Raw genomic sequence first — 18,711 nt, forward strand, 5'->3', positions numbered from 1 at the left:
GTCGGTCGATTTGTAACATGCAAACGTATTGAGAGAAACCAACCTGAAAGGAATTTAGATGTCAAAAGGTGACAAGAGGCGCGGCAACCGCGAAGTTAAAAAGCCAAAGAAACCAAAGGAAAAAATCGTGGCGACGGCCGATTTCACAAAGGGTCAGAGGCCGGTCAGGATCGGGAATAAGAAAAAGTAATTTTCATAGTCGCAAGACGAAGATTGAACCACAGCAGTGCGTGCAGGATTCGCGTCGTTAGGAAGGGATGGAGACATGGGCAATAGCCGCAACTCCGGCCCATGGTGTCCGAAGGCCATTGGAGCGCCGCTTTGGCATGCTTCGCAATTTGGTTTCCGAAGTTTCTGATCTGTACCCGGATTGATTCATAACTCACTATAACGATGCGTTCGGTTTCGTCCCAGAGCGCGAGGCTTGAGAAGCGCAAGCTATCGCGGAGAGTGATGCGCCGGGTGTTGGCAAGGACGTCATGACCTCGAAGGACCTCGGGAAGACGATAGAACGGGATACGGCTGGCCAGATTATGAACATGGTGAACTCCGGTATTCCCGGTGATCCAGCGCAGCATTCCGGGCAGTGCATAGTGTGAACTGCCTTCAAGCGCCGCATCCAGAATGCTCCAATCATTTTCCCGCTGCCAACTGGTATCCTCGAACTGGTGCTGCAGGTAAAAGAACCACATACCAGCAATTGCAGCGAGGAGCATCGTCGGTAGAAACACGAACAACAGGACGTCCAAGTATCCGGCCGCGTGATCTAAGATCGGCGCGAGAAGTTACCGCTGACAATAATCTCGTTGATCAATTTGGCGACTGCCGAATGGGTTTCTAGCTCTAATTCCGAACCATTGGCACACTCGTGGGTCACGGCAGCATCGCGCAAAACCCCGACGATCTCACGTTCCTGAAGAAGATTGAGATCGTTTAAGGCAAGTAGAAGAGCCTCGCAGATCGAGAGTGCAGCCATGCCTGCGGGATCTTGGTGGTCTGACATTGGGGTCATTCCTTTTAAAGTCATTGGATTCGTGACCAGGCGAGGTGGTGATGGTTTTTCTATTGTCATATGAGTTTTGGTATTTTGGACTGATCGAAAGTAGCCTCAATACCAAATTCTTCGTAGAGTCTTTGCAGGCTCGGGGAAATCCTACGATGAACACCAACACCAGCCCGCTAACACAGAAACTCTCGGCATTTGTTGCCTTGGCAGAGGCGGAACTGGCCGTTTTGGAACAATTGCACCAGCGGAGGAGAACCTTTGAGGCTGGCCGAGATCTTGTTCATCAGGGACAATCGGAACAGGCTGCCTATATCCTCGCCGCAGGCTGGGTTGTTTCATATAAGATTCAGCCTGACGGATCACGCCAAATCGTCGATTTCCAGATTCCTGGGGATTTCCTTGGGCTGCGCAGCGTTTTGTTGCACACTTCAGACCATGGCATTGAGCCGATTGTTGATATCGAAGCCGCCGAGGTTCTGGTGAGTGATCTTTTGCAAGCCTTCGCAGAGACACCTCGGCTGGCCACTGCAGTTTTATGGGCCGTGTCACGCGACGAAGCGATGGTTGTCGAACATCTTGTCGGGCTTGGGCGGCGTGATGCGGATGCGCGCATGGCACATTTCCTACTGGAACTGGGAGTCAGGCTGTCGCTTGTGGGGATGGGCAGCAAGAAAGGCTATGCCTGCCCGCTCACACAGTACCATCTTGCCGATGCACTGGGATTGAGCGCCATTCACGTCAACCGCGTCCTGCGCAAACTCAGGGAGGACGAGTTGGTTACATTTCGGGATGGGTTTGTGACGTTCAATAACTATGAGGGTCTGGTTAAACTGGCGGATTTCGATCCAGCGTATCTGGATCAGAAGCGGCCGCTTCTGGCCTGATTGGGTCCCACAATCTGGTTTTGGACGATCCTGCTTGCATCTCCAACGCGTGACGTTACATCAGCGCCCGACTGGCTTCCTTGAGTTTCTTGTGAGCCTCTTCGTCATTTTCGGCTTCATGGGCACTTTCAGCGGCCTGATAGTGTTTCAATGCCGTCGCCTTTTTGGGGCCTTCAGGCGCTTTGTCCCAGGCGGCCTTGACGGAGGCCATGTGCTTGACGGCGTGGTTTTCCTGACTCTGGTCTTCATCATTCATTGGAATGTCCTTTCCTGGACGGTCCGAGAATAAGAAGCACGAGACTCATACAGCCCTTTTGGGGAGCTCCATGTTCCCCGCGCCCCTCAGATACTCAAAAAAAATGCCAACCAAATACACAGCGGACACATGTTACCTAACGGGTTTCAGAGCGCCTTCGTACTGACGCAGGTTAGCCCGCTTGAGCGAGATAAAAGATCCGCGCAAGTATCAGAGCGCCCATGAGTGAAATCAGCATCCAATAGATCGGGACCCGGGGGCCGGTATACTTTATTGTCTCAGGCAATTTCGAAACGCGATGCGACACGCGCTTAGGTAACAAGGCCACCAACTTTGTCGCCACGCTGCCGCTCGCATGATCAAGCGTGGGTACATCTCTGACTGTCGAAAGATGTGCTTTCAGCCGGGCATGCGCTGCATCCCGGCCCAGAAGTGTAAGCTCACGAGCCTCGGTCCAAGGCTCGAGCCCGAGACGCGCAAGGGCTGACAAAACCGTGACTGTTGCACCGGTTTTGTCTTCACCCACTTCTGCAAGCAGGAAAGGGTCGTAGTCGGAGCCATCCGGGCGAAGAACATCTGATACAGACATGATTTTTCCTTTCGGGCTGGGGGAGCGGCGCTCGACAAAAATCGTTGGGACAAAGATACCGATCAACGCGTTGGATACCGCATTCAATATTGCTTGATTGCTGCAAGGCGCAAAGACTTGCATCTGCCTGGATGCGCCACCTTCTAGCCCCGATTGTCGGGGGTGAGGTAGTTGCACACATCCTGACAGTAAAGAACCTGATGGGTACTAACTTCGATCAGCATAAAGCCCGTGGGTTGGGAATAATATAGCCCTAAGTGCTGTGACTTGACGGGGCATCTGGACTGATGCGGCCGACCATGGTCGGTGCCGGAAATCCAGCGATCAATTCAACGGAGGTATGGGATGCTCACGCGTTCGATCAGGTCAAAGGTGACGTTCACCAATGCCTTCAGGTTGGGAAACAGCGACATCGTGTTTCCGGCTGGCGCGTATGAAATTCTCTTCGAGGAGGAGTTGCTGCAAGGCGTCAGCTTTGAGGCTTACCGACGCACCGCGACCTACTTAATGGTCAGGGGTCGAGGGAGTCATGTCGGTCAAACAACGATGCACATGACAACACAAAAGGATCTGGAGCACGCCATTGCCTGCGACTAGGCCCGTTGTGAAACAATTCAACATAGCGAAGCGGCGCTTTCTCCGCTGGAGGACTTGATATGACCAATCCTGAATGGCTGAAACCCGGTATGTATGGCGCACTGCTCGGCGCGGTGTTTGTCGGTGTCGTTGGATTCTCTTGGGGCGGCTGGATGACTGGCGGAAGCGCGAACAAGTTGGCAAGCGAAATGGCGCGGGACCAGGTGATCGCGGCGCTCGTGCCAATTTGCCACGACATGTCCCGCACGGATAATCAGCGTTTAGCAAAGCTCGCAACGATCCAGGCTGCCACGTCGTACAAGCGACGCGACGCCGTGATGGATGCGGGTTGGGCAACCATGCCTGGTTCCGATTCTCCGAACCGCGATCTCGCCAAAGCGTGCATAGAAGGGCTGAACCTTGATGCATCTTAATATGATTGCGTCAAGGCCGCCCTCGTCAATTCACACTGGTTTGCTACGGTAAGTGGGATGTTTGGATTGCAACTAGAAAGCGACCATGGAACCTATTCGACCCTTGATGTTAGAAAGTGGGATACCGATGCAAGCAGTCTGAAATTTCCCTCAAGTACAATCTACCGCGGCGCAACAAGCGATCACACCGGCTCAGCCAAACTCACCGGGCCCGTCAGGCGCGAAATGAAAATAGGCATGAACTACAACGCTCTTATTGGGGGCAATAAACGCGCCGGATGTCGCGAGAATTCGACTATGCAAGGAAAACTTGCCAAAACTAACGGGGATAGCGAAGCCTGCCTAAATTTGAAGTTGTTGTAACTTCTCAAATAGCGGTCCGATACCGAGCGTCATGTGCTGATTTGCTTGGCAACGCGCCGTAGTAAATCGGCCCTTCAAACCCCATATACTGATAGGCTACGTGCGAATTTTCGGGTCTGACCGACGCACCGAGGTCTCAGTGGAAAATCCGAAATCGATTGGGATCATGTCTTTCAATGACCTGGCTATTAGGTCTGCCGTCCTGCTGAACCGTCGAATAAGGAAACCGACAATCAGGGCGGCAAAGACCGGTTCAGCCAATCTCGAAAAACCCCGAGAGTCGCGCCGGAACGGGCTGGCGAGCCCTACCTGGCCCTTAATCGAAAGGACCACCGCAATGGATGACCAATTCAGCAAGACCATCGCAGTTTTCGACTGGCCATTCACAGTGCCCGGTTTTGCAGAAACGCTCCCCGCCGGCGAGTATGAAATCGAGACCGAACTCGCCTCGCCTCCGGATCACCAAGACCCTGAAGCTTGGAAGGCCTCGGTTGTTGTCCACCTGCATCCACGCATTTCCCATCCGGGATTAACCCGGAGCCTAACCGTTTCATTAATTGATCTCGACAATGCCCGCGCGAAGGACAAGCTTTCAGGAAGAGAGCTGTCTGATGTTTTTCTGGAAGAAATGCTGGCAGACCCAATGGTGCAGCTTGTGATGCAGGCCGACGGGGTATCCGAGGCCCAATTGCGCCATCTTTACTCTGGATCGCGGACAACGCGGGAGAATATCGATCTCGTTGACCAAAGTCCCAAAGACGAGACCCCGCAAGTTTTTTCGCAGGACAGCTCTGAAATTCAGAACGCCGAAAATGAAGGGATGCCATGCCAACAGGCCACTTCGCTTGTACCTGAATGAAGTGGAAGAAGCGAATGCCTGAATCAACGATACGCGAGGAACTGATGCAAAAGAAGAAGGAATTCATCGTCTCGGAACCGCCAATGCGTGCGCTTGCAGATGCGCCCAAGGAACGGTTCTGCTTGCGCTGCAAATCCTCTTTCTGGAGTGAAGGTTTTGGCGAGCGCATCTGTTCCCGCTGCAAGGGCACCTCAGCTTGGCGCGCGGCTGTGCCGGAAGGCGTCGGTCAAGGTCGCCGCCGCTCTGGCGGCCGGTCGTGACAGATCCCTTGATTGTTTTTAGGGCTGCCTGGCGTCGTTGTCCGAGATAATGCGAAAGCCCCCTTCGTCCGCGGTGCTTACCTATCACAACGCACGGATCTCGCCCGCGCAGCGAATGGCCGGTTTGATGAAGCTGCGTTGCGGCGTGGCCTGACCCGATGAATGGCAGCTTTGGGCCGTCAAATGCACGAGTGGAACTTCGCTTCGCAAGCGATTTGCCTATCCCATGGAGGAGACTTTTTGATGAACTTCAATCACGTTTCCTTCTGGGTCGTGAAAGAACACTTGGTGCCACTCTTTCGAGAAAGCCGTTCCATAGTCTGAGTATGGAATGCCGCATTCATCGAGCTTTCTGAGAAAGGCATCAAGGTCATCGGTACGAAAGGCAATATGCCCTCGTTCAACCGGATTTATTGCATGCATGTTTTTGAACGCGACACCTAAGTCCCGTTCTGCAAGATGCATCTGCATGCTACCTTCGGTCGCAAATCTGATTTTGCCGTCATAGCCCATATCTTCGTTTGCTTCAGTGCGAGGGAAATTTTGTTGTGGGATATCAGCAAGACCAAGTACGCTTGTGTAAAAGTCGTGCATACGATCGACATCGTCGGCCACAAAGTTAATGTGATGAAATTCCAGCTTCATTGTCAGTCATCTGTTCAATGTTTTTCTTCTGCGGTTCTAACATCAAAGGCCGCAGCTTGGGATAGAGGAAGTTGAATTAGTTTCTCCGAATTACAGTTTTGCCCGCAATCCAGCTACTTCCCGTACCAGGTCATTGTTCTCGCAAAAGGCAGATCCTATATGCGCGGCGATGGGTTTTGGAGGCCAAGTCTGATGGTGCGTACGTTTGTTCTCATGGCCGTGATGACAGCTTTTGTGGGTGTCATCGGGCTCATGCTGGGCGGTGAGGTGGGCCTTGTCATCGCGCTCTGCCTCGCATTTGCGATGAACTTCTTCTCCTACTGGAATTCGGACAAAGCCGTTCTGCGTATGCATGGTGCGCGGCGTGTTGATGCGCGCTCGGCACCGGAGCTGTGGAAAATGACCGAAATGATGGCCCGGAAGGCCGGTATGCCCATGCCCGCGCTCTACATCATGGAGACCGAGCAGCCCAACGCCTTCGCCACCGGACGCAATCCGGAGAATGCCGCTGTTGCCGTCACGCGCGGCTTGTTGAGCAACATGAGCCGCGAAGAGATGGCTGCTGTTGTTGCTCATGAGCTGGCACATATCAAAAACCGCGACACGCTTACGATGACCATCACCGCAACCCTGGCCGGGGCAGTTTCGATGCTGGCGAATTTCGCGATCTTCTTTGGCGGCGGGCGCGACAGGCCTTTGGGTATTGTCGGTACTATTGCCATGATGATCCTTGCGCCCCTGGCTGCGGGCATGGTGCAGATGGCGATCAGCCGGGTGCGTGAGTATGAGGCAGATGCCGAGGGGGCCGCGATCTGCGGTAATCCTGATTGGTTGGCCTCGGCGCTCGCCCGATTGGGCCAGCTCTCTGGCCGGATCGACAATATTGCTGCCGAGCGTAACCCGGCCACGGCGCATATGTTCATCGTCAACCCGCTTCATATGCAGGCGGTGGATAGCCTTTTTGCCACGCACCCGCCGATAGACAAGCGCATCGCCAAGCTGCGGGCACTTGGTGGTGCCAAAGGGTTGAAAAGCAGCGCCCACCCTTCGAGAGGTGGCCCTTGGGGCTAGTTGAAACCGGCATGATAGATCATTAGTTTGCGCCGCGATTGCCAATAGGAGTTACGAGCCATGACAGAGACCCTTGAGAAAGAAACGTTTTCCTTCCAGACCGAAGTGGGCCAGCTCTTGGAGATCGTCGCGGGTTCGCTTTATTCCAACCGCGAGGTGTTTTTGCGAGAGCTCGTATCCAATGCATCCGACGCCTGTGACAAGCTGCGCTACGCTGCCCTGACCGACGCGTCGCTTGCCCCATCCGAGGATTTTGCGATCACGCTTGAGATTGATGCCAAGACCAAGGCGTTGTCGATTTCGGACAATGGTATCGGCATGAACCACGCTGATCTGCTTGAGACCCTTGGCACCATTGCCAAATCCGGCACCGGTGCTTTCATTGAAGCGCTCAAGGCTGACGACAAGGACAAGCCAGGCCTGATTGGCCAGTTTGGTGTGGGTTTTTATTCAGCGTTCATGGTGGCGTCTCGGGTCGATGTCGTGACCCGCAAGGCAGGCGAGAGCGAGGCCTGGCTTTGGTCTTCTGACGGCAAGGGCGAGTTCTCCATTGAGCCGACCGAGCGCGTGACCAACGGAACTACAGTGACGTTGCACCTCAAGAAAGATGCCAAGGAATTTGCCGAAGAAGCCCGTATTCGGCACATCATCAAGACCTATTCCGAGCATATCAACTTCCCGGTTAAACTTGGAGAAGGCACGCTCAATTCAGCCGAAGCGCTCTGGACCCGCCCTGCGAAGGACATCTCGGAGGAACAATACACTGAGTTCTACCGTCACTGCTCCCACGCCTTTGATGCGCCGTGGCACGTGATGCATAGTAAGGTCGAAGGCACACTCAACCACACCAGCCTGCTCTTTGTGCCCAGCACCCAGCCATTCGATCTTTTTGAACCCGAGCGCAAAAGTCATGTGAAGCTATACGTCAATAGAGTCTTCATCTCCGAGACCACAAAGGATCTGATTCCAGCCTATATGCGCTTCCTGCGGGGGGTTGTGGATAGCCAGGATCTGTCGCTCAATGTCTCGCGCGAGATGTTGCAGACCGACCCGCAGCTTGCCAAGATCAAGACGTCGATCACAAAAAAGGTGCTGAGCGAGCTGAAGAAAAAGGCCACCAAAGCACCTGAAGAGTACGCGGCGTTTTGGTGCAACTTCGGTGCAGTGCTGAAGGAAGGCCTGGTCGAAGATGCCGCGCTCCGTGATCGGATCCTCCAGGTTTGCCGCTTCGCCTCCACCGCTGCTGGCGATTTGGCAAGCCTAGCCGACTACGTGGCCCGAATGAAAGAGGGACAAGAGGCAATCTTCTACATAACTGGCGAGGATGCTGCCAAATTGGCCCAGTCACCCCACCTAGAGGGCTTCAAGGCCAAAGGGGTCGAGGTGTTGCTCCTTTCCAACCATGTGGACGAGTTCTGGCTGCAGCACATCACGGACTATGACGGCAAACCGTTCAAGTCCATCACCCGTGGGGCAGCTGATCTCGATGAATTCAAGGCAGATGAAACCCAATCGGAAGACGTCAAGCCTGAAGAGGCAGACCTCACTGCACTGATCGCTGCGTTTAAAGCCGAACTGGGCGAAGCCGTCAAAGACGTGCGCCCTTCGAAACGTCTGACCGACAGCCCTGTTTGCCTCATTGCCGATGACGGGGACTTGGATGTCAATCTGGAGCGCCTGTTAAAACGCCACGGGCAGTTGCTGCATGGCGCCCCGCGCGTTCTTGAGCTGAACCCCAGCCATGCGATCGTTACCAAACTGGCAGACCGTGCCACGCAAGAGAATGTGAACGATGACGACCTGCTGAAAGACGCTGCCCATCTATTGCTGGATCAAGCCCGCATCGTCGAAGGTGAAGCCCCCATCGACCCATCCGCATTCGCACAGCGTATGGGCTCGATTCTGGCGCGCGCCTTTGCCAAGTAGAGAGAGCATCCGGAAATGCAAATACAGCAGTCCTGCAGTATTGCCTTTGGCTAAAGGCGGATCTTTGCCCCGGGATCAGGTCACCTTTAACGCTGGTGGTCAAATCCCAGCTTCCGTCTTAGGGTCGCCAACGTCTCATCCAGAGGATTTCAACGTGGCAAGCTCAATCATTGAAGAAAATCTGACAATTGAGGGCAATCTCAACTCAAGTGCGGGAGGCATCGAGGTCAAAGGGCAAGTGGTTGGCGACGTTAGCGCTGAGACAATCACTGTTCAGATCGGTGGGTCGGTCGACGGTGCACTTTCGGCCAAGAAGATCATTATTGATGGCAAGCACCAGGGAAGCCTGAAATGTGACGATCTGAAGATTGCATCGACTTCACATGTTCAAGCTGATGTAGAGGCCAGGACTATGGCAACCGAAAGCGGTGCGAAGATTGTGGGCAAAGTCAACATTGCGGGTGGGCAGTAGGGCACGTCAACGACCAGTAGCATAGTTACACTTCTGACAAATGCGATTGCCTGGTTTCGAGTGAAACTTGAATGGCTCGATTGTCCAGGCTATCTGTCATTTTCGGTGGTCTGACAGGTCCAGCTCGTCCCACATCCAGCTGAAATCATAATCTGCGACAGGGGAGCCGGTCTGACGGGCGCTGCGGTTTTCGATTGTCTTTAGCCATTCAATCACTTGTTTCTTGTCTGCGGCGCTGCAACTGGCCTGGCGGGGAGTTTTGTCACCCAAGGCCGGTATCGGCTGGTCGAGCGAGTCACGGTAGTGTTGGTCGAGATACTCCTGGGCGAGCTGCCGGGCCAGGGCAGGGGGGATGTCCTCGTCTGCAGCGGGTCCGGTCTCTTGAGTGTCCTCTGCCATCATCTGCTCAACGGTCTGGATTGCTGTCAGCGGCGGCTTCACCAGATCACCCAGCAGCTCAAGGATATATGCTTCGCCACGTCTCGCGCGCGCGACTGAATCCACAGACAGCGTCAGCGCCCTGCCTTTCAGGGACAGAGATCCGAGGACAGCAGCGCCGGACACCGACTTGTCCAGGACCAGGCCGGTCGTGCGTCGCATGCCGCCGGCGTCGTCCAAAGCCAGCCATGTCCATTCTTTCTGACCCGAGGCCACGAGTTCAGCGGCCTGCAACAGTCGCTCTGAAACTCGGTTTTGTGTCACTCCGCTGGCGAGGGGAAAACGCAGATCATGAAAGACCAGATCGTCACCATCACTGTTGCGGATCTATGGTAGTTCCGGATCCAGCAGATTCGGCAGATGTGCAAAGAGCCAGGCATTGGCGAAGAGGGGCGCGGAGCGCCGTAGTTGATCCGGCGTCAGCCGCAACTGATCTGTCTCATTCAATTTCAGGACGGCCCGAAGCTCATCATCGAGCAACGCAACGGCGTTCGCGTCGAACGGAAGCAGGGCGCCCGAGATTATGTTGTGATCACCCTGCCTGACCACCCGAACAACGATGCGATCCCATTGCTGCACCATTTGTGTGGCGCTTTTTTCCCGAACGGTGACGGGGTCGGCGTCTGACAGCAGGTCCGTCAGCACCATGGATTTGCCTGGTTTGATGGTGCTGACCTCGTAGAGGCTGACGGGAGCGTCCCGCAACCCCGCGATATAAGCTCGGGTCTGGGCACTTTCCTTCGATCCATGCCGCTTCAGATAGGCATCGGCCGCGTTTTTATTGTTTGGTCCAAATGTTCGGCCCAGCAGATCCTCCAGCCTGCCGCCCCACAGGACCATTGGCCAGTTTTCGCCCAGCAGATCAGTCAGGTCTTCGAAGTCGAGATCAAATGTTTCGAGGGTCGGCAGGAAATGCTCTTCCAGAACGTCCGCAAGCCGCGCGTGACGAACCTTATGAGCCTGTCCAGATCATGTCCCATCAGCCGGTATCTTTCTTCATCGTTAATTGGACAGGGTCGATTTAGCGTAGGTTGCAGTCGTCAGCCAGAGGTCAAGCTTACGCCAGTCTAGATTGCCTTGCTGGTCGCGCTGTGAGATAGCTATTTTGTGGGCTTCTGTACAAATAGTTCCGTGAAGAGCGCTTCCGATCGGCGTAACCCGTCCTCGGTCAACACCACTGACTTCGCCTTACCTTTAGGGTCCAGGATCAGTTCTTTCTGGTACAGACGGTCAAGCGCGTCCCAGTCAAAACCTTTCCAGGCGCGGCATTCGTCATGCAACGTTAGCCAAAGCAACGCCAGAACCGCGTCATCCACCTTGTCTTCATCTATCGTCATGACCACAGCGGACGCGATCGGGGCCGGGTCCGTCAAGGCTTATTGCTGTCGATCCAGCGGGACATCAATGTGCGATCCCGAAAGCACTCGTCCGGAACAACGCTGCGCTTGATCCGTGCGATACGCTCTGCGAAAGCCACCTGTTTGGAACTCGGTCTGGTATCACGTATGCGTGGCGTTGCGCGCTGTGTATCAATCCACTGACTCAAAGCACGCCGGTCTTGCTGGATTTCCCAGGGTAGAACTACGTTTTGTTGCGCCGCTATTTTATGTGCGTAAGCAAGTTGTTTGGCCGTGGCTGGCAGTGCGGTCTGTGTCTCTGAAATGGCAGTTTCGGACATCTGCTTCCCCCCTTGACGGTACAATAAATATAGAACAAAAGAGGATAAAAATCAAGTATGTAGTAGAGCTAGATACTCTTAGCACTATATATAGTAGGCTTTTGGCTCTACTGGACAGAAAGCATTTCTCAACACTTAACGGCTGACAATTTCATACAAATGCGCAGCCATCGTAGGTCGCGTGACCACGGCCAGTTATTGTGTATCCAACACTTGTGGGCACGCGTCCCATTTTGGATACACCGAAATTCGAACGCTTCTGTCACTGGCGATAAGGACTGTGTTTTGCCAGCATTGCAAAAACGGTCATTGAAAGCGCTGTCGTTAAAGGCGGCAAAATCTGCTTAACAGTAACCAAGTCGACGTCAGGTTCCTTACAGGCTTGGAATCCTTTCCGAAGAACTGATCTCGCAAAGTCATTGGACAGAAAGACTATGTTAGCCGACAATCGGGCTATGGAGCTGTCAACGACCACTCCTGTCCACCTGATCCACGTGGACCCGGACGTCAACATGGCACGGTTCTATGGAATTGAGTTGCAGCCAACGCTGTTTGGGGAAGTGTCCGTCCTGCGTACCTGGGGGCGAATTGGCACAAACGGACAAGCCATGATGGTAACTTATGATGACGAAGTCGAGGCTGCTGATGCACTCCATAACCTCGAAAAGCAAAAGCGCCGTCGAGGGTATGTTCCGGTCGGTGAGTGACTTCGTGTTGCAATCTGTTTCCCTGACAAATCCCGAGCCTGTCGTCTCGTGACCGGGCTCGAGGTTCCAGCCGACATATCGGCTTCCACCCAGAACACCCCAGCATGATCTCCCTGACGCAGTAGCCCCTGAACCGTCTCTTGCGCGCCGGGGCAGGGGCTTTGGGTCATGGTCGCTCCATGCCGTGATGATCTGCCCGTTCGGGTGATGATCCCTTTTGCGCTCCTGCAGGATCGAAGATCCTTTGGCTTCTTTGCCTATGTCAGGCGGGATTTGGACAAGCCATACGCCACCCGACGTCAGGGGGAAGGCGCGGCCTCCCCCCTCGGACAAGACAAATAGACAAGACCGTGTCCTCGCGCGCTGCGCTGCGGGCCGCACCACTCTTGTCGATTTGTCCTGTCTCGCCCCTCTCCGCGTTCGCCACGGGGCAGGTTTTAGAGACGACGCCCTTTCAGGGCTCGGCTCAAAACCAGCACCAAAAGGAATCAGTCCCGGAGGTCGCACCACAAAGGAGAGACGGTTTTGAACAGTGAAGCAACAACAGACATCGAAAATGACACTAGCCTTCAAGCGGCTGAGAATGACCTGTTTCGGAAAGCTCTGATCAATCCGAATGCGGCAATCGAGATGCACTCCAAAGGCATTCAGGGACAGGTTTTCGTGACGCCCGGCGTGTCCGGCGAAGGGATGGAATTTCAGACCGCAGCTTTGTCGGCGGTGGCATCTGATGACCGGTTTGACGAGGGCAATGACCCCTACGGCGATCACACTTTCGGAACAGTGATCGTCAGCGGCCAGAAGCTGTTCTGGAAAATTGACCTCTACGACGCGGATTACAAATACGGCTCCGACCGCCCGTTTGATCCCGCAGTGACGCGTCGCGTTCTGACCATCATGTGCCCCAGCGAATACTGATCCCAATCCCAAACCAGAAAGGAGGTGAACACCATGAGCAATGAAATCTTGCAGCAGCGTATCGCAGAAGCGTGGGCGCTAATCAGGAAGGGCGATGACTTCGACATCGGACGCCGCTTCCTGATCAAAAACGCAGCCGTTTAAGCGGCCACGCTCTACCCCATGAGGGGTAGGGCATCCTTAACACGAAGCGAAACACTCAAACAAGGATTTGCCCCATGAGCAAACTCGAAACATTCACCGCACCGGAGACCATCGAAACCATCGCCCTGTCCGATCTCTACCTGTCCAACCTGAACCCGCGTCAGGACGTTACCGAGGAGGGGATTGCCCTGCTGGCTGATAGTCTGGTCATGTGCGGTCTGATCCAGAACTTGAGCGGCTTGCGCGATGCGGATGGCAAAGTCGCCATCGTTGCCGGTGGCCGCCGCCTGCGGGCTCTGAATATCGCCGTGACTGAACGCCCCGATCTGGCACAGGTCCCCGTGAAAGTCACAGACAACCCGTTTGTGGCCGAACAATGGGCCAATGCGGAAAACACCGCCCGTGAGGAACTGGAACCGGTGGACGAGGTCCGTGCCTATGGTAAAATGGCGGAGAAATCTTTGTCTGTTGCCAAGATCAGCAATGCGTTTGGCGTGACCGAAGCCCATGTGCGCCGCCGCCTCGCATTGGCCGGTCTGCCCGCTGCCGTATTGGACGCGCTCAAAGCTGGTGAGATCAGCATGGGGCTGGCCAAGGCCATGACAGTCAGCACCGAGGAAGAGAAAATTCTGCAAGTGCTGGAACGAGCCAGGGACTGCCGGTGGTTCAGTGAGCATGATGTCAAACAGGCCCTGACGTCCGAGGCTGTTAGCAGCACCAACCGCAAGGCCGTGTTTGTGGGGCAGGAGGCCTATGTTGAAGCGGGTGGCACGGTCACCGCCGATCTCTTTGCCGATGAGACCCTGTTCAATGACGGCGCGCTACTGGATCACCTGTTTGCTGAGAAACTGGCGGCAGAAGCAGAGAAGCTGCGCGAAGCGGATGGCTGGGACTGGGTGGAGACCCATGATGAAAGTTATATTCCCTATGGGTTCTCGGGAAGTGAAGGCATGCACCGTCTGGATATGGTGAACCGGGACTTCACCGAAGAACAGGCCGAACGGTATGACGAAGTTGCGGAACTTCATGAAGGTGAAGCTCTGGACGAGGCTGGCGAAAAGGAGCTGGCCGCGCTCGAGGACTATGCTGCGCCGTTCTATTCTGACGATCAGCGCAAGCTGTCCGGCGTATTCCTCTATGTCAGCAACACTGGCGAGATCAAAACAACATCGGCCTATGTCGCGGCAGAACATATGCAGGCTGCCATTGAGGCGGGTGTACTGGCCCCGGTCAAAGAGCCGGAGATCAAAGAAGCACCTAAACCGGCCTATTCGCAGAAGTTCATCGATGACATGGTGGCGATCCGGCTGGCGGCGGTTCAAACGGCCCTGCTGGACAAGCCTGACTATGTGTTGAGCCTGTTTGCCTTCTCCACCACCCCGGCTTCCGGTCTGACCAGCAATCTGTTTGGGTTTGGCTATGGTGGCGCTGAACGGAACACACCTGAGATCGATGACCAGTTCATCCTCGACCCGCGCCTCGGCGGGGAGCGGGATGAGGCCGCAGACGCAGCCTATGACCAATTCCAGGAGATGGCCGCAAAAGGCAGCGTCGAGGCGTTCAAGGCGTTTCGCGAACTGGGCAAGAAGACCCGCAATGGAGAGATCACAGGTTTTCTGGCCCGGCGGTTCCTGACCCAGCGCGCAGAGTTCATGGCAGAGATCGAGGGTGAAATCGAAGCGAACATGCGCGCGATCTGGACGCCCTCGGCTGAGAACTGCTTCAAACGGCTGAAAGGCTGGCAGCTGGATGATCTCTACAAACACCTGCTGGACCTGCATGTCGACACCGACATGTTCAAAGCCTTCACGAAATCCAAGAAAGGCGCGAAGAACGAAGCGATGCACAAGCTGTTCAATGACAATGAACATCAGGCTGCACTGGGCGTGACCGAGGCACAGAAAGCCCGGATCGATGCTTGGGTGCCGGAGTGCTTCTGAAACAATCGGGTGGGGCGCTTAGCGCCCTACCTTTCAGCGGTGTTGTTCTCTTTTAATTCAATGCTTTACGCTTTCTTCACTTGAAAGGATGTAGCTTGTAGGCTACATTTGGGTATGATAGAAATTCGCAAGACTGCCCTGTTTGATAAATGGCTCAAGGGATTGAAGGACCAAAGAGCGAAAGCCAGGATATTGGTTCGCATCACGCGGTTGAGCCTGGGCAATCCCGGTGACGTGAAGCCGGTTGGTGAAGGTGTCAGTGAACTGCGTATTTCTGAGGGTAAGGGGTATCGCGTTTACTACGTGTCGCGCGGTGACGTTTTGATAATTTTGCTCTGCGGGGGAGACAAGTCATCCCAGCAAGCGGACATCAAAACCGCCAAAGCGATGGCAAAAGAGTTGGAGTGAAAAACATGGGTGTCAAAACAACGAAGTTTGAAGCGGCTGACTATCTGGACAGCCCCGAAGCCATTCAAGCCTATCTTGAAGCGGCTTTTGAAACCAGTGACACGGCCCTGATCGCATCAGCTCTTGGCGATGTTGCTAAGGCCAAAGGTATGTCGAGCGTAGCCGACAAATCCGGCCTGTCTCGGGAAAGTCTCTATCGTGCGCTTAGCGAAAACGGCAATCCGGAATTTGGCACCATCCTCAAAGTGCTGAGTGCTGTGGGTGTTACGCTCACCCCGAAAATGCACGTGAGTTAACCGTTTTAGAAGGCAACCCACCATGTCTACCGATGTAGCTCCTTCAACAGCCGAAAAGACCATTCGCCGCGTTTGGAAATCCGCGCAGATGTTTGTCGGGTTTCATACGGATCAGAAGGGCAAGCCGCGCACGCAGCCAAGGCTCTGGCCGCCCAAGAACGGAAGCGCATCGATCCATAACGACCCGACCGCGCAGGAAGCGATTGTTGTTGTCAAATCCGCTGAAGCAGAGACCGCGCAGGACGTGCAAATAAAATTGCACCCTAACCGGATCGTGGTGCGCCGCGATGCGGAAATGTGGTGGCAGGGTGTGGCTGTGGATGAGCATTCCGTGACGGTGCGAATGGCTGACAACACGCTCATCGAAATCCGGCATGACGGGTCAGTGAAACGCCGCTCAGAAGAAGACGAAACCCATGTGGAAGCCGATGGCAGCATCTTCAAGTTCACCGAGTTTGCCGAGGCGCATATGACAGGTGACGGGGTGGAAATGACCCGGCGCACCGAGGATCGCATTGCCACCATTACAGCGGACGGTGTTGTCGATCGCGCGCGCAAGCGGTAGCCTGTTCTCAATACCTGTAGAGTTCCCTGAGGTTAAACTTGTGGCCCGCTTCGGTGGGCCTCTTTCTTGGGTGCGAGACTGTTGGTAGAGGCTTGCCGAGGCCGCCTCATTTTCCTCCAAAGGTCGTCTCAAACCCATATTGACTGTTGTCGCCAACCTCGAGAATGTCGTGCGTTCCCATTAGCGCATCTGCCTCAGCGCACATAGGTTGGAGCCGACCCAAATCCAGAAGGAAACGCAAACAACATGACGGACGACTGGAATGACTATGCCGATGGTTGGGACGACAATAGCGACGTCAGATGTTACGCCGGTTGCGCATTTACTTCGCTCGACGAGCACCTGGATCTTAGCGGGAAGACTTGGCGATCAAAGCGTGTGCTCGACTTTGGATGCGGCACCGGATTGCTGGCGGAAAAAATTGCGCCGCATGTGGCGGAAGTTGTCGCGGTTGATACCTCGGAGAATATGATTGCGGTCCTGAAGGCAAAGAACCTGCCCAATGTCAGGGCCGTTCACGGAGATATGCTAGCAGGAAATGTTCAGGGCTTGGAGACTGGGTTCTCAGGATTCGATTTGATCTGCGCCTCTTCCGTTTGTGCCTTTCTTCAGGATTACACTGGAGCCGTGGCAGTGCTGGCGGGATTGCTCAACAAGGGTGGGCAGTTCGTACAGTGGGATTGGCAGGCGTCAGATGATGGCGGCTTTGGATTGACGACCCATCAAATGAAAACCGCGCTGGAGGCGGCACGATTTGGCTCAATTCGGGTCGAACAGGTATTCGAGATTAATTCTGATGCGCAGACAATGCCTGTTTTGATGGGAGCGGGCATTTGCATTCCGGAATGAATTTGAGCGTGGATGCGGGAGCATCCCGTGCGTTCGCTTAGCTGGCCATTGATATGGCTCGGGCAGCAAAGTTCAACTTAGAGATTTAGCACCGGTTATTGGTCAGACTCCGCCATTTCAAATTGAGTCCGCCTGTTAACCTGATCCGCGCAAGCGCGGTCCAGGGCCGGACCGTCTGGTCTTTGGCCTTCGCCAGTTGGAAAGGGCGACTTTTGCCACCGGTGATCCTCCCACCTTTGCCACGCGGGTCATTCTGACCCAGAAAGGCCACACCCGCACCCGGAACTGAACACTGCGCCTGTGTCGGACCATGGTGATGATGCCGCCGCTCACCACTTCGCATTGTTCAGATGACCCGCGCGCAGCGATCCCAGAGCGTCCTTCCTTTCACTTGGCCTGACAGTTTCAACCTCGTTGCCGGAGAAGATTCTCGGCTGCCGTGTTTCTGAAGAGATGAACATAAGCGGGAAGTCGGGGAAGACGCGTGGTGCCCGGGCCGGGCACCGCGCTTCAACAAGGAATTTCCCCTGCGCCTGCGGCGCATTCCGCGCGGATCAAATTCCCTGCTGACATCCCCTTGATGCCCGCTTTTCCCATGTTCATCGAAACACGCCAAAGCGAGGATCAAACAATGGCAACTCAAACTCTGAAACTGAACGTGAAGACCGGCGAAAAAGAAGGCAAGACTTTCTGGGATCGCTGCGGGGTTCTCTTCGTCAATACCGATGAGACCGGCAACATCACCTCGATCCAGGTCCGGCACAGCATGTTCCCCGGTGTCGAGATGGTGGCCTTCCCGAAGCGGGTCGATGACGAGCCGGTCACCGAGTGACGAGAGGGCAGGGCGGCGCAAGCCGCCCTTTCCATTGCTCCGGCCATAGCCCGGACCACATATGCGCCACACGTGGCGCGCGGCCCAACGGCCGGGCAGGGACACCGTCCCACCACAACTCAGTTATGCTCAGCCCTGCCACACCCGCCGCGGTAGCGGCGGGAAACTGAGCGCGCTGAGGCGCGCAAAAAATGCCATAATGAACTTGAATGTGCCGGTATGTGACGGGCGCCGTTCGGGCAGCCCATGCGGTGCATGATTGCCCTGCGCCAGTCCACCGGCACCCACGCCTGCTGGCTGGAAAAGGGGCGGGACCCTTTTCCCGGCGTGGAGATTGCCTCCAAGAGCAAAACTGTTCCGAGGGCAATTTGAGAAAATGCGGATTTCTAAAATCACCCCCGGTTTCCTCTTGGAGTGTATGACAGGATAAGGTAGTTGTGTTACAAACTCAAAATACAACCAGAGGTATGCATTGAGTAAGCCCACCGATACCACTGTCTTTTCCGTGCGTTTGCCTTGGTTCTGTCGCAAACTTTTTAGATGGCAAAGCATCAGTGGATTTGGCGAGCAGTTTATCCCGCCATTTGGATGAACT

26 protein-coding genes are annotated in these 18,711 nt (G+C 54.9%); 16 read left to right on the forward strand and 10 right to left on the reverse strand.

What is annotated here, in order from left to right:
* Positions 1-164: 164 nt before the first annotated feature.
* Positions 165-749, reverse strand: coding sequence for a fatty acid desaturase (locus tag AC2FLJ_RS21485; protein WP_496707554.1), 585 nt, complete (start codon positions 747-749; stop codon positions 165-167).
* A 17-nt stretch (positions 750-766) separates the two neighbouring features.
* On the reverse strand, positions 767-1,003 hold the full coding sequence (locus AC2FLJ_RS21490) for a hypothetical protein (RefSeq protein WP_299664513.1): 237 nt from the start codon (positions 1,001-1,003) through the stop codon (positions 767-769).
* A gap of 155 nt (positions 1,004-1,158) precedes the next feature.
* Between AC2FLJ_RS21490 and AC2FLJ_RS21495 the strand changes: the two genes are divergently transcribed.
* Complete coding sequence (locus AC2FLJ_RS21495; protein ID WP_496707556.1) at positions 1,159-1,890, forward strand: Crp/Fnr family transcriptional regulator; 732 nt, start codon at positions 1,159-1,161, stop codon at positions 1,888-1,890.
* A 55-nt stretch (positions 1,891-1,945) separates the two neighbouring features.
* Here AC2FLJ_RS21495 and AC2FLJ_RS21500 read toward each other — a convergent pair whose 3' ends face one another.
* Positions 1,946-2,146 (reverse strand): hypothetical protein, encoded by a 201-nt coding sequence (locus tag AC2FLJ_RS21500; RefSeq protein WP_496707558.1) that lies wholly within the window; start codon positions 2,144-2,146, stop codon positions 1,946-1,948.
* Positions 2,147-2,318: 172 nt separating this feature from the next.
* Positions 2,319-2,735, reverse strand: a complete 417-nt coding sequence (locus AC2FLJ_RS21505) for a hypothetical protein (protein WP_496707560.1) — start codon at positions 2,733-2,735, stop codon at positions 2,319-2,321.
* 345 nt (positions 2,736-3,080) lie between these two features.
* Here AC2FLJ_RS21505 and AC2FLJ_RS21510 point away from each other — a divergent pair, with 345 nt between their 5' ends.
* From AC2FLJ_RS21510 to AC2FLJ_RS21525, 4 genes are all read left to right on the forward strand, one after another.
* Positions 3,081-3,332, forward strand: coding sequence for a hypothetical protein (locus tag AC2FLJ_RS21510; RefSeq protein WP_282121187.1), 252 nt, complete (start codon positions 3,081-3,083; stop codon positions 3,330-3,332).
* Positions 3,333-3,391: 59 nt separating this feature from the next.
* Positions 3,392-3,745 (forward strand): hypothetical protein, encoded by a 354-nt coding sequence (locus tag AC2FLJ_RS21515; RefSeq protein WP_176865328.1) that lies wholly within the window; start codon positions 3,392-3,394, stop codon positions 3,743-3,745.
* 751 nt (positions 3,746-4,496) lie between these two features.
* Positions 4,497-4,967: a hypothetical protein gene (locus tag AC2FLJ_RS21520; RefSeq protein ID WP_298855084.1), complete on the forward strand. Its 471-nt coding sequence runs from the start codon at positions 4,497-4,499 to the stop codon at positions 4,965-4,967.
* Between the two features lie 14 nt (positions 4,968-4,981).
* On the forward strand, positions 4,982-5,227 hold the full coding sequence (locus tag AC2FLJ_RS21525; RefSeq protein WP_496707561.1) for a hypothetical protein: 246 nt from the start codon (positions 4,982-4,984) through the stop codon (positions 5,225-5,227).
* A 219-nt stretch (positions 5,228-5,446) separates the two neighbouring features.
* Here the strand turns inward: AC2FLJ_RS21525 and AC2FLJ_RS21530 are convergent, their stop codons facing one another.
* Positions 5,447-5,872, reverse strand: coding sequence for a VOC family protein (locus AC2FLJ_RS21530; protein WP_496707563.1), 426 nt, complete (start codon positions 5,870-5,872; stop codon positions 5,447-5,449).
* 192 nt (positions 5,873-6,064) lie between these two features.
* Here AC2FLJ_RS21530 and htpX point away from each other — a divergent pair, with 192 nt between their 5' ends.
* The 3 genes from htpX to AC2FLJ_RS21545 all read left to right on the forward strand — a co-directional run bounded on the left by htpX (position 6,065) and on the right by AC2FLJ_RS21545 (position 9,341).
* Complete coding sequence (gene htpX, locus AC2FLJ_RS21535; protein ID WP_496707565.1) at positions 6,065-6,943, forward strand: zinc metalloprotease HtpX; 879 nt, start codon at positions 6,065-6,067, stop codon at positions 6,941-6,943.
* Between the two features lie 60 nt (positions 6,944-7,003).
* Complete coding sequence (gene htpG, locus AC2FLJ_RS21540; protein ID WP_496707567.1) at positions 7,004-8,869, forward strand: molecular chaperone HtpG; 1,866 nt, start codon at positions 7,004-7,006, stop codon at positions 8,867-8,869.
* Between the two features lie 154 nt (positions 8,870-9,023).
* Positions 9,024-9,341: a bactofilin family protein gene (locus tag AC2FLJ_RS21545; protein WP_496707569.1), complete on the forward strand. Its 318-nt coding sequence runs from the start codon at positions 9,024-9,026 to the stop codon at positions 9,339-9,341.
* Between the two features lie 96 nt (positions 9,342-9,437).
* Here AC2FLJ_RS21545 and AC2FLJ_RS21550 read toward each other — a convergent pair whose 3' ends face one another.
* From AC2FLJ_RS21550 to AC2FLJ_RS21565, 4 genes are all read right to left on the reverse strand, one after another.
* Positions 9,438-10,043, reverse strand: coding sequence for a hypothetical protein (locus AC2FLJ_RS21550; RefSeq protein WP_496707571.1), 606 nt, complete (start codon positions 10,041-10,043; stop codon positions 9,438-9,440).
* Between the two features lie 63 nt (positions 10,044-10,106).
* On the reverse strand, positions 10,107-10,619 hold the full coding sequence (locus AC2FLJ_RS21555) for a DUF7986 domain-containing protein (RefSeq protein ID WP_496707573.1): 513 nt from the start codon (positions 10,617-10,619) through the stop codon (positions 10,107-10,109).
* Between the two features lie 260 nt (positions 10,620-10,879).
* Positions 10,880-11,152, reverse strand: coding sequence for a DUF6429 family protein (locus AC2FLJ_RS21560; RefSeq protein ID WP_496707575.1), 273 nt, complete (start codon positions 11,150-11,152; stop codon positions 10,880-10,882).
* Positions 11,149-11,442: a hypothetical protein gene (locus AC2FLJ_RS21565; protein WP_496707591.1), complete on the reverse strand. Its 294-nt coding sequence runs from the start codon at positions 11,440-11,442 to the stop codon at positions 11,149-11,151. Before AC2FLJ_RS21565 ends, AC2FLJ_RS21560 begins: the two co-directional genes overlap by 4 nt.
* Positions 11,443-11,891: 449 nt before the next feature.
* On the opposite strand from AC2FLJ_RS21565, the gene AC2FLJ_RS21570 reads away from it, so the two are divergent.
* The 8 genes from AC2FLJ_RS21570 (at position 11,892) to AC2FLJ_RS21605 (ending at position 18,116) form a co-directional block, all read left to right on the forward strand.
* Entirely contained in the window at positions 11,892-12,164 is a 273-nt protein-coding gene (locus AC2FLJ_RS21570; protein WP_496707576.1) for a WGR domain-containing protein, read from the forward strand.
* Between the two features lie 525 nt (positions 12,165-12,689).
* Positions 12,690-13,082: a DUF3768 domain-containing protein gene (locus AC2FLJ_RS21575; RefSeq protein ID WP_496707578.1), complete on the forward strand. Its 393-nt coding sequence runs from the start codon at positions 12,690-12,692 to the stop codon at positions 13,080-13,082.
* Between the two features lie 218 nt (positions 13,083-13,300).
* A complete protein-coding gene (locus AC2FLJ_RS21580) occupies positions 13,301-15,166 on the forward strand; it encodes a ParB/RepB/Spo0J family partition protein (protein ID WP_496707580.1) in 1,866 nt (621 codons plus the stop codon).
* A 114-nt stretch (positions 15,167-15,280) separates the two neighbouring features.
* Positions 15,281-15,574, forward strand: a complete 294-nt coding sequence (locus AC2FLJ_RS21585) for a type II toxin-antitoxin system RelE/ParE family toxin (protein ID WP_496707582.1) — start codon at positions 15,281-15,283, stop codon at positions 15,572-15,574.
* A gap of 5 nt (positions 15,575-15,579) precedes the next feature.
* Positions 15,580-15,870, forward strand: a complete 291-nt coding sequence (locus tag AC2FLJ_RS21590) for an addiction module antidote protein (RefSeq protein WP_170766490.1) — start codon at positions 15,580-15,582, stop codon at positions 15,868-15,870.
* Positions 15,871-15,892: 22 nt separating this feature from the next.
* Positions 15,893-16,435, forward strand: coding sequence for a hypothetical protein (locus AC2FLJ_RS21595; protein ID WP_496707584.1), 543 nt, complete (start codon positions 15,893-15,895; stop codon positions 16,433-16,435).
* 246 nt (positions 16,436-16,681) lie between these two features.
* Positions 16,682-17,284, forward strand: a complete 603-nt coding sequence (locus AC2FLJ_RS21600) for a class I SAM-dependent DNA methyltransferase (protein ID WP_496707586.1) — start codon at positions 16,682-16,684, stop codon at positions 17,282-17,284.
* Positions 17,285-17,915: 631 nt separating this feature from the next.
* The gene (locus AC2FLJ_RS21605; protein WP_496707588.1) at positions 17,916-18,116 is read left to right on the forward strand and encodes a hypothetical protein; all 201 of its coding nucleotides are present in this window, start codon (positions 17,916-17,918) and stop codon (positions 18,114-18,116) included.
* A gap of 129 nt (positions 18,117-18,245) precedes the next feature.
* On the opposite strand, the gene AC2FLJ_RS21610 is transcribed toward AC2FLJ_RS21605, so the two are convergent.
* The coding region (locus AC2FLJ_RS21610) for a hypothetical protein (protein ID WP_496707589.1) at positions 18,246-18,711 on the reverse strand (466 nt) is incomplete at its 5' end.

The sequence above is a fragment of the Ruegeria sp. CDSA034 genome (assembly GCF_059612275.1).

Coding starts and splice junctions, on each gene's coding strand:
- AC2FLJ_RS21525 (WP_496707561.1), top strand. CDS start 4,982: ATGCCTGAATCAACGATACGCGAGGAACTGATGCAAAAGAAGAAGGAA.
- htpX (WP_496707565.1), top strand. CDS start 6,065: ATGGTGCGTACGTTTGTTCTCATGGCCGTGATGACAGCTTTTGTGGGT.
- AC2FLJ_RS21555 (WP_496707573.1), bottom strand. CDS start 10,619: ATGGTCCTGTGGGGCGGCAGGCTGGAGGATCTGCTGGGCCGAACATTT.
- htpG (WP_496707567.1), top strand. CDS start 7,004: ATGACAGAGACCCTTGAGAAAGAAACGTTTTCCTTCCAGACCGAAGTG.
- AC2FLJ_RS21590 (WP_170766490.1), top strand. CDS start 15,580: ATGGGTGTCAAAACAACGAAGTTTGAAGCGGCTGACTATCTGGACAGC.
- AC2FLJ_RS21510 (WP_282121187.1), top strand. CDS start 3,081: ATGCTCACGCGTTCGATCAGGTCAAAGGTGACGTTCACCAATGCCTTC.
- AC2FLJ_RS21580 (WP_496707580.1), top strand. CDS start 13,301: ATGAGCAAACTCGAAACATTCACCGCACCGGAGACCATCGAAACCATC.
- AC2FLJ_RS21600 (WP_496707586.1), top strand. CDS start 16,682: ATGACGGACGACTGGAATGACTATGCCGATGGTTGGGACGACAATAGC.
- AC2FLJ_RS21595 (WP_496707584.1), top strand. CDS start 15,893: ATGTCTACCGATGTAGCTCCTTCAACAGCCGAAAAGACCATTCGCCGC.
- AC2FLJ_RS21495 (WP_496707556.1), top strand. CDS start 1,159: ATGAACACCAACACCAGCCCGCTAACACAGAAACTCTCGGCATTTGTT.
- AC2FLJ_RS21605 (WP_496707588.1), top strand. CDS start 17,916: ATGGCAACTCAAACTCTGAAACTGAACGTGAAGACCGGCGAAAAAGAA.
- AC2FLJ_RS21585 (WP_496707582.1), top strand. CDS start 15,281: ATGATAGAAATTCGCAAGACTGCCCTGTTTGATAAATGGCTCAAGGGA.
- AC2FLJ_RS21505 (WP_496707560.1), bottom strand. CDS start 2,735: ATGTCTGTATCAGATGTTCTTCGCCCGGATGGCTCCGACTACGACCCT.
- AC2FLJ_RS21500 (WP_496707558.1), bottom strand. CDS start 2,146: ATGAATGATGAAGACCAGAGTCAGGAAAACCACGCCGTCAAGCACATG.
- AC2FLJ_RS21490 (WP_299664513.1), bottom strand. CDS start 1,003: ATGTCAGACCACCAAGATCCCGCAGGCATGGCTGCACTCTCGATCTGC.
- AC2FLJ_RS21530 (WP_496707563.1), bottom strand. CDS start 5,872: ATGAAGCTGGAATTTCATCACATTAACTTTGTGGCCGACGATGTCGAT.
- AC2FLJ_RS21570 (WP_496707576.1), top strand. CDS start 11,892: ATGTTAGCCGACAATCGGGCTATGGAGCTGTCAACGACCACTCCTGTC.
- AC2FLJ_RS21515 (WP_176865328.1), top strand. CDS start 3,392: ATGACCAATCCTGAATGGCTGAAACCCGGTATGTATGGCGCACTGCTC.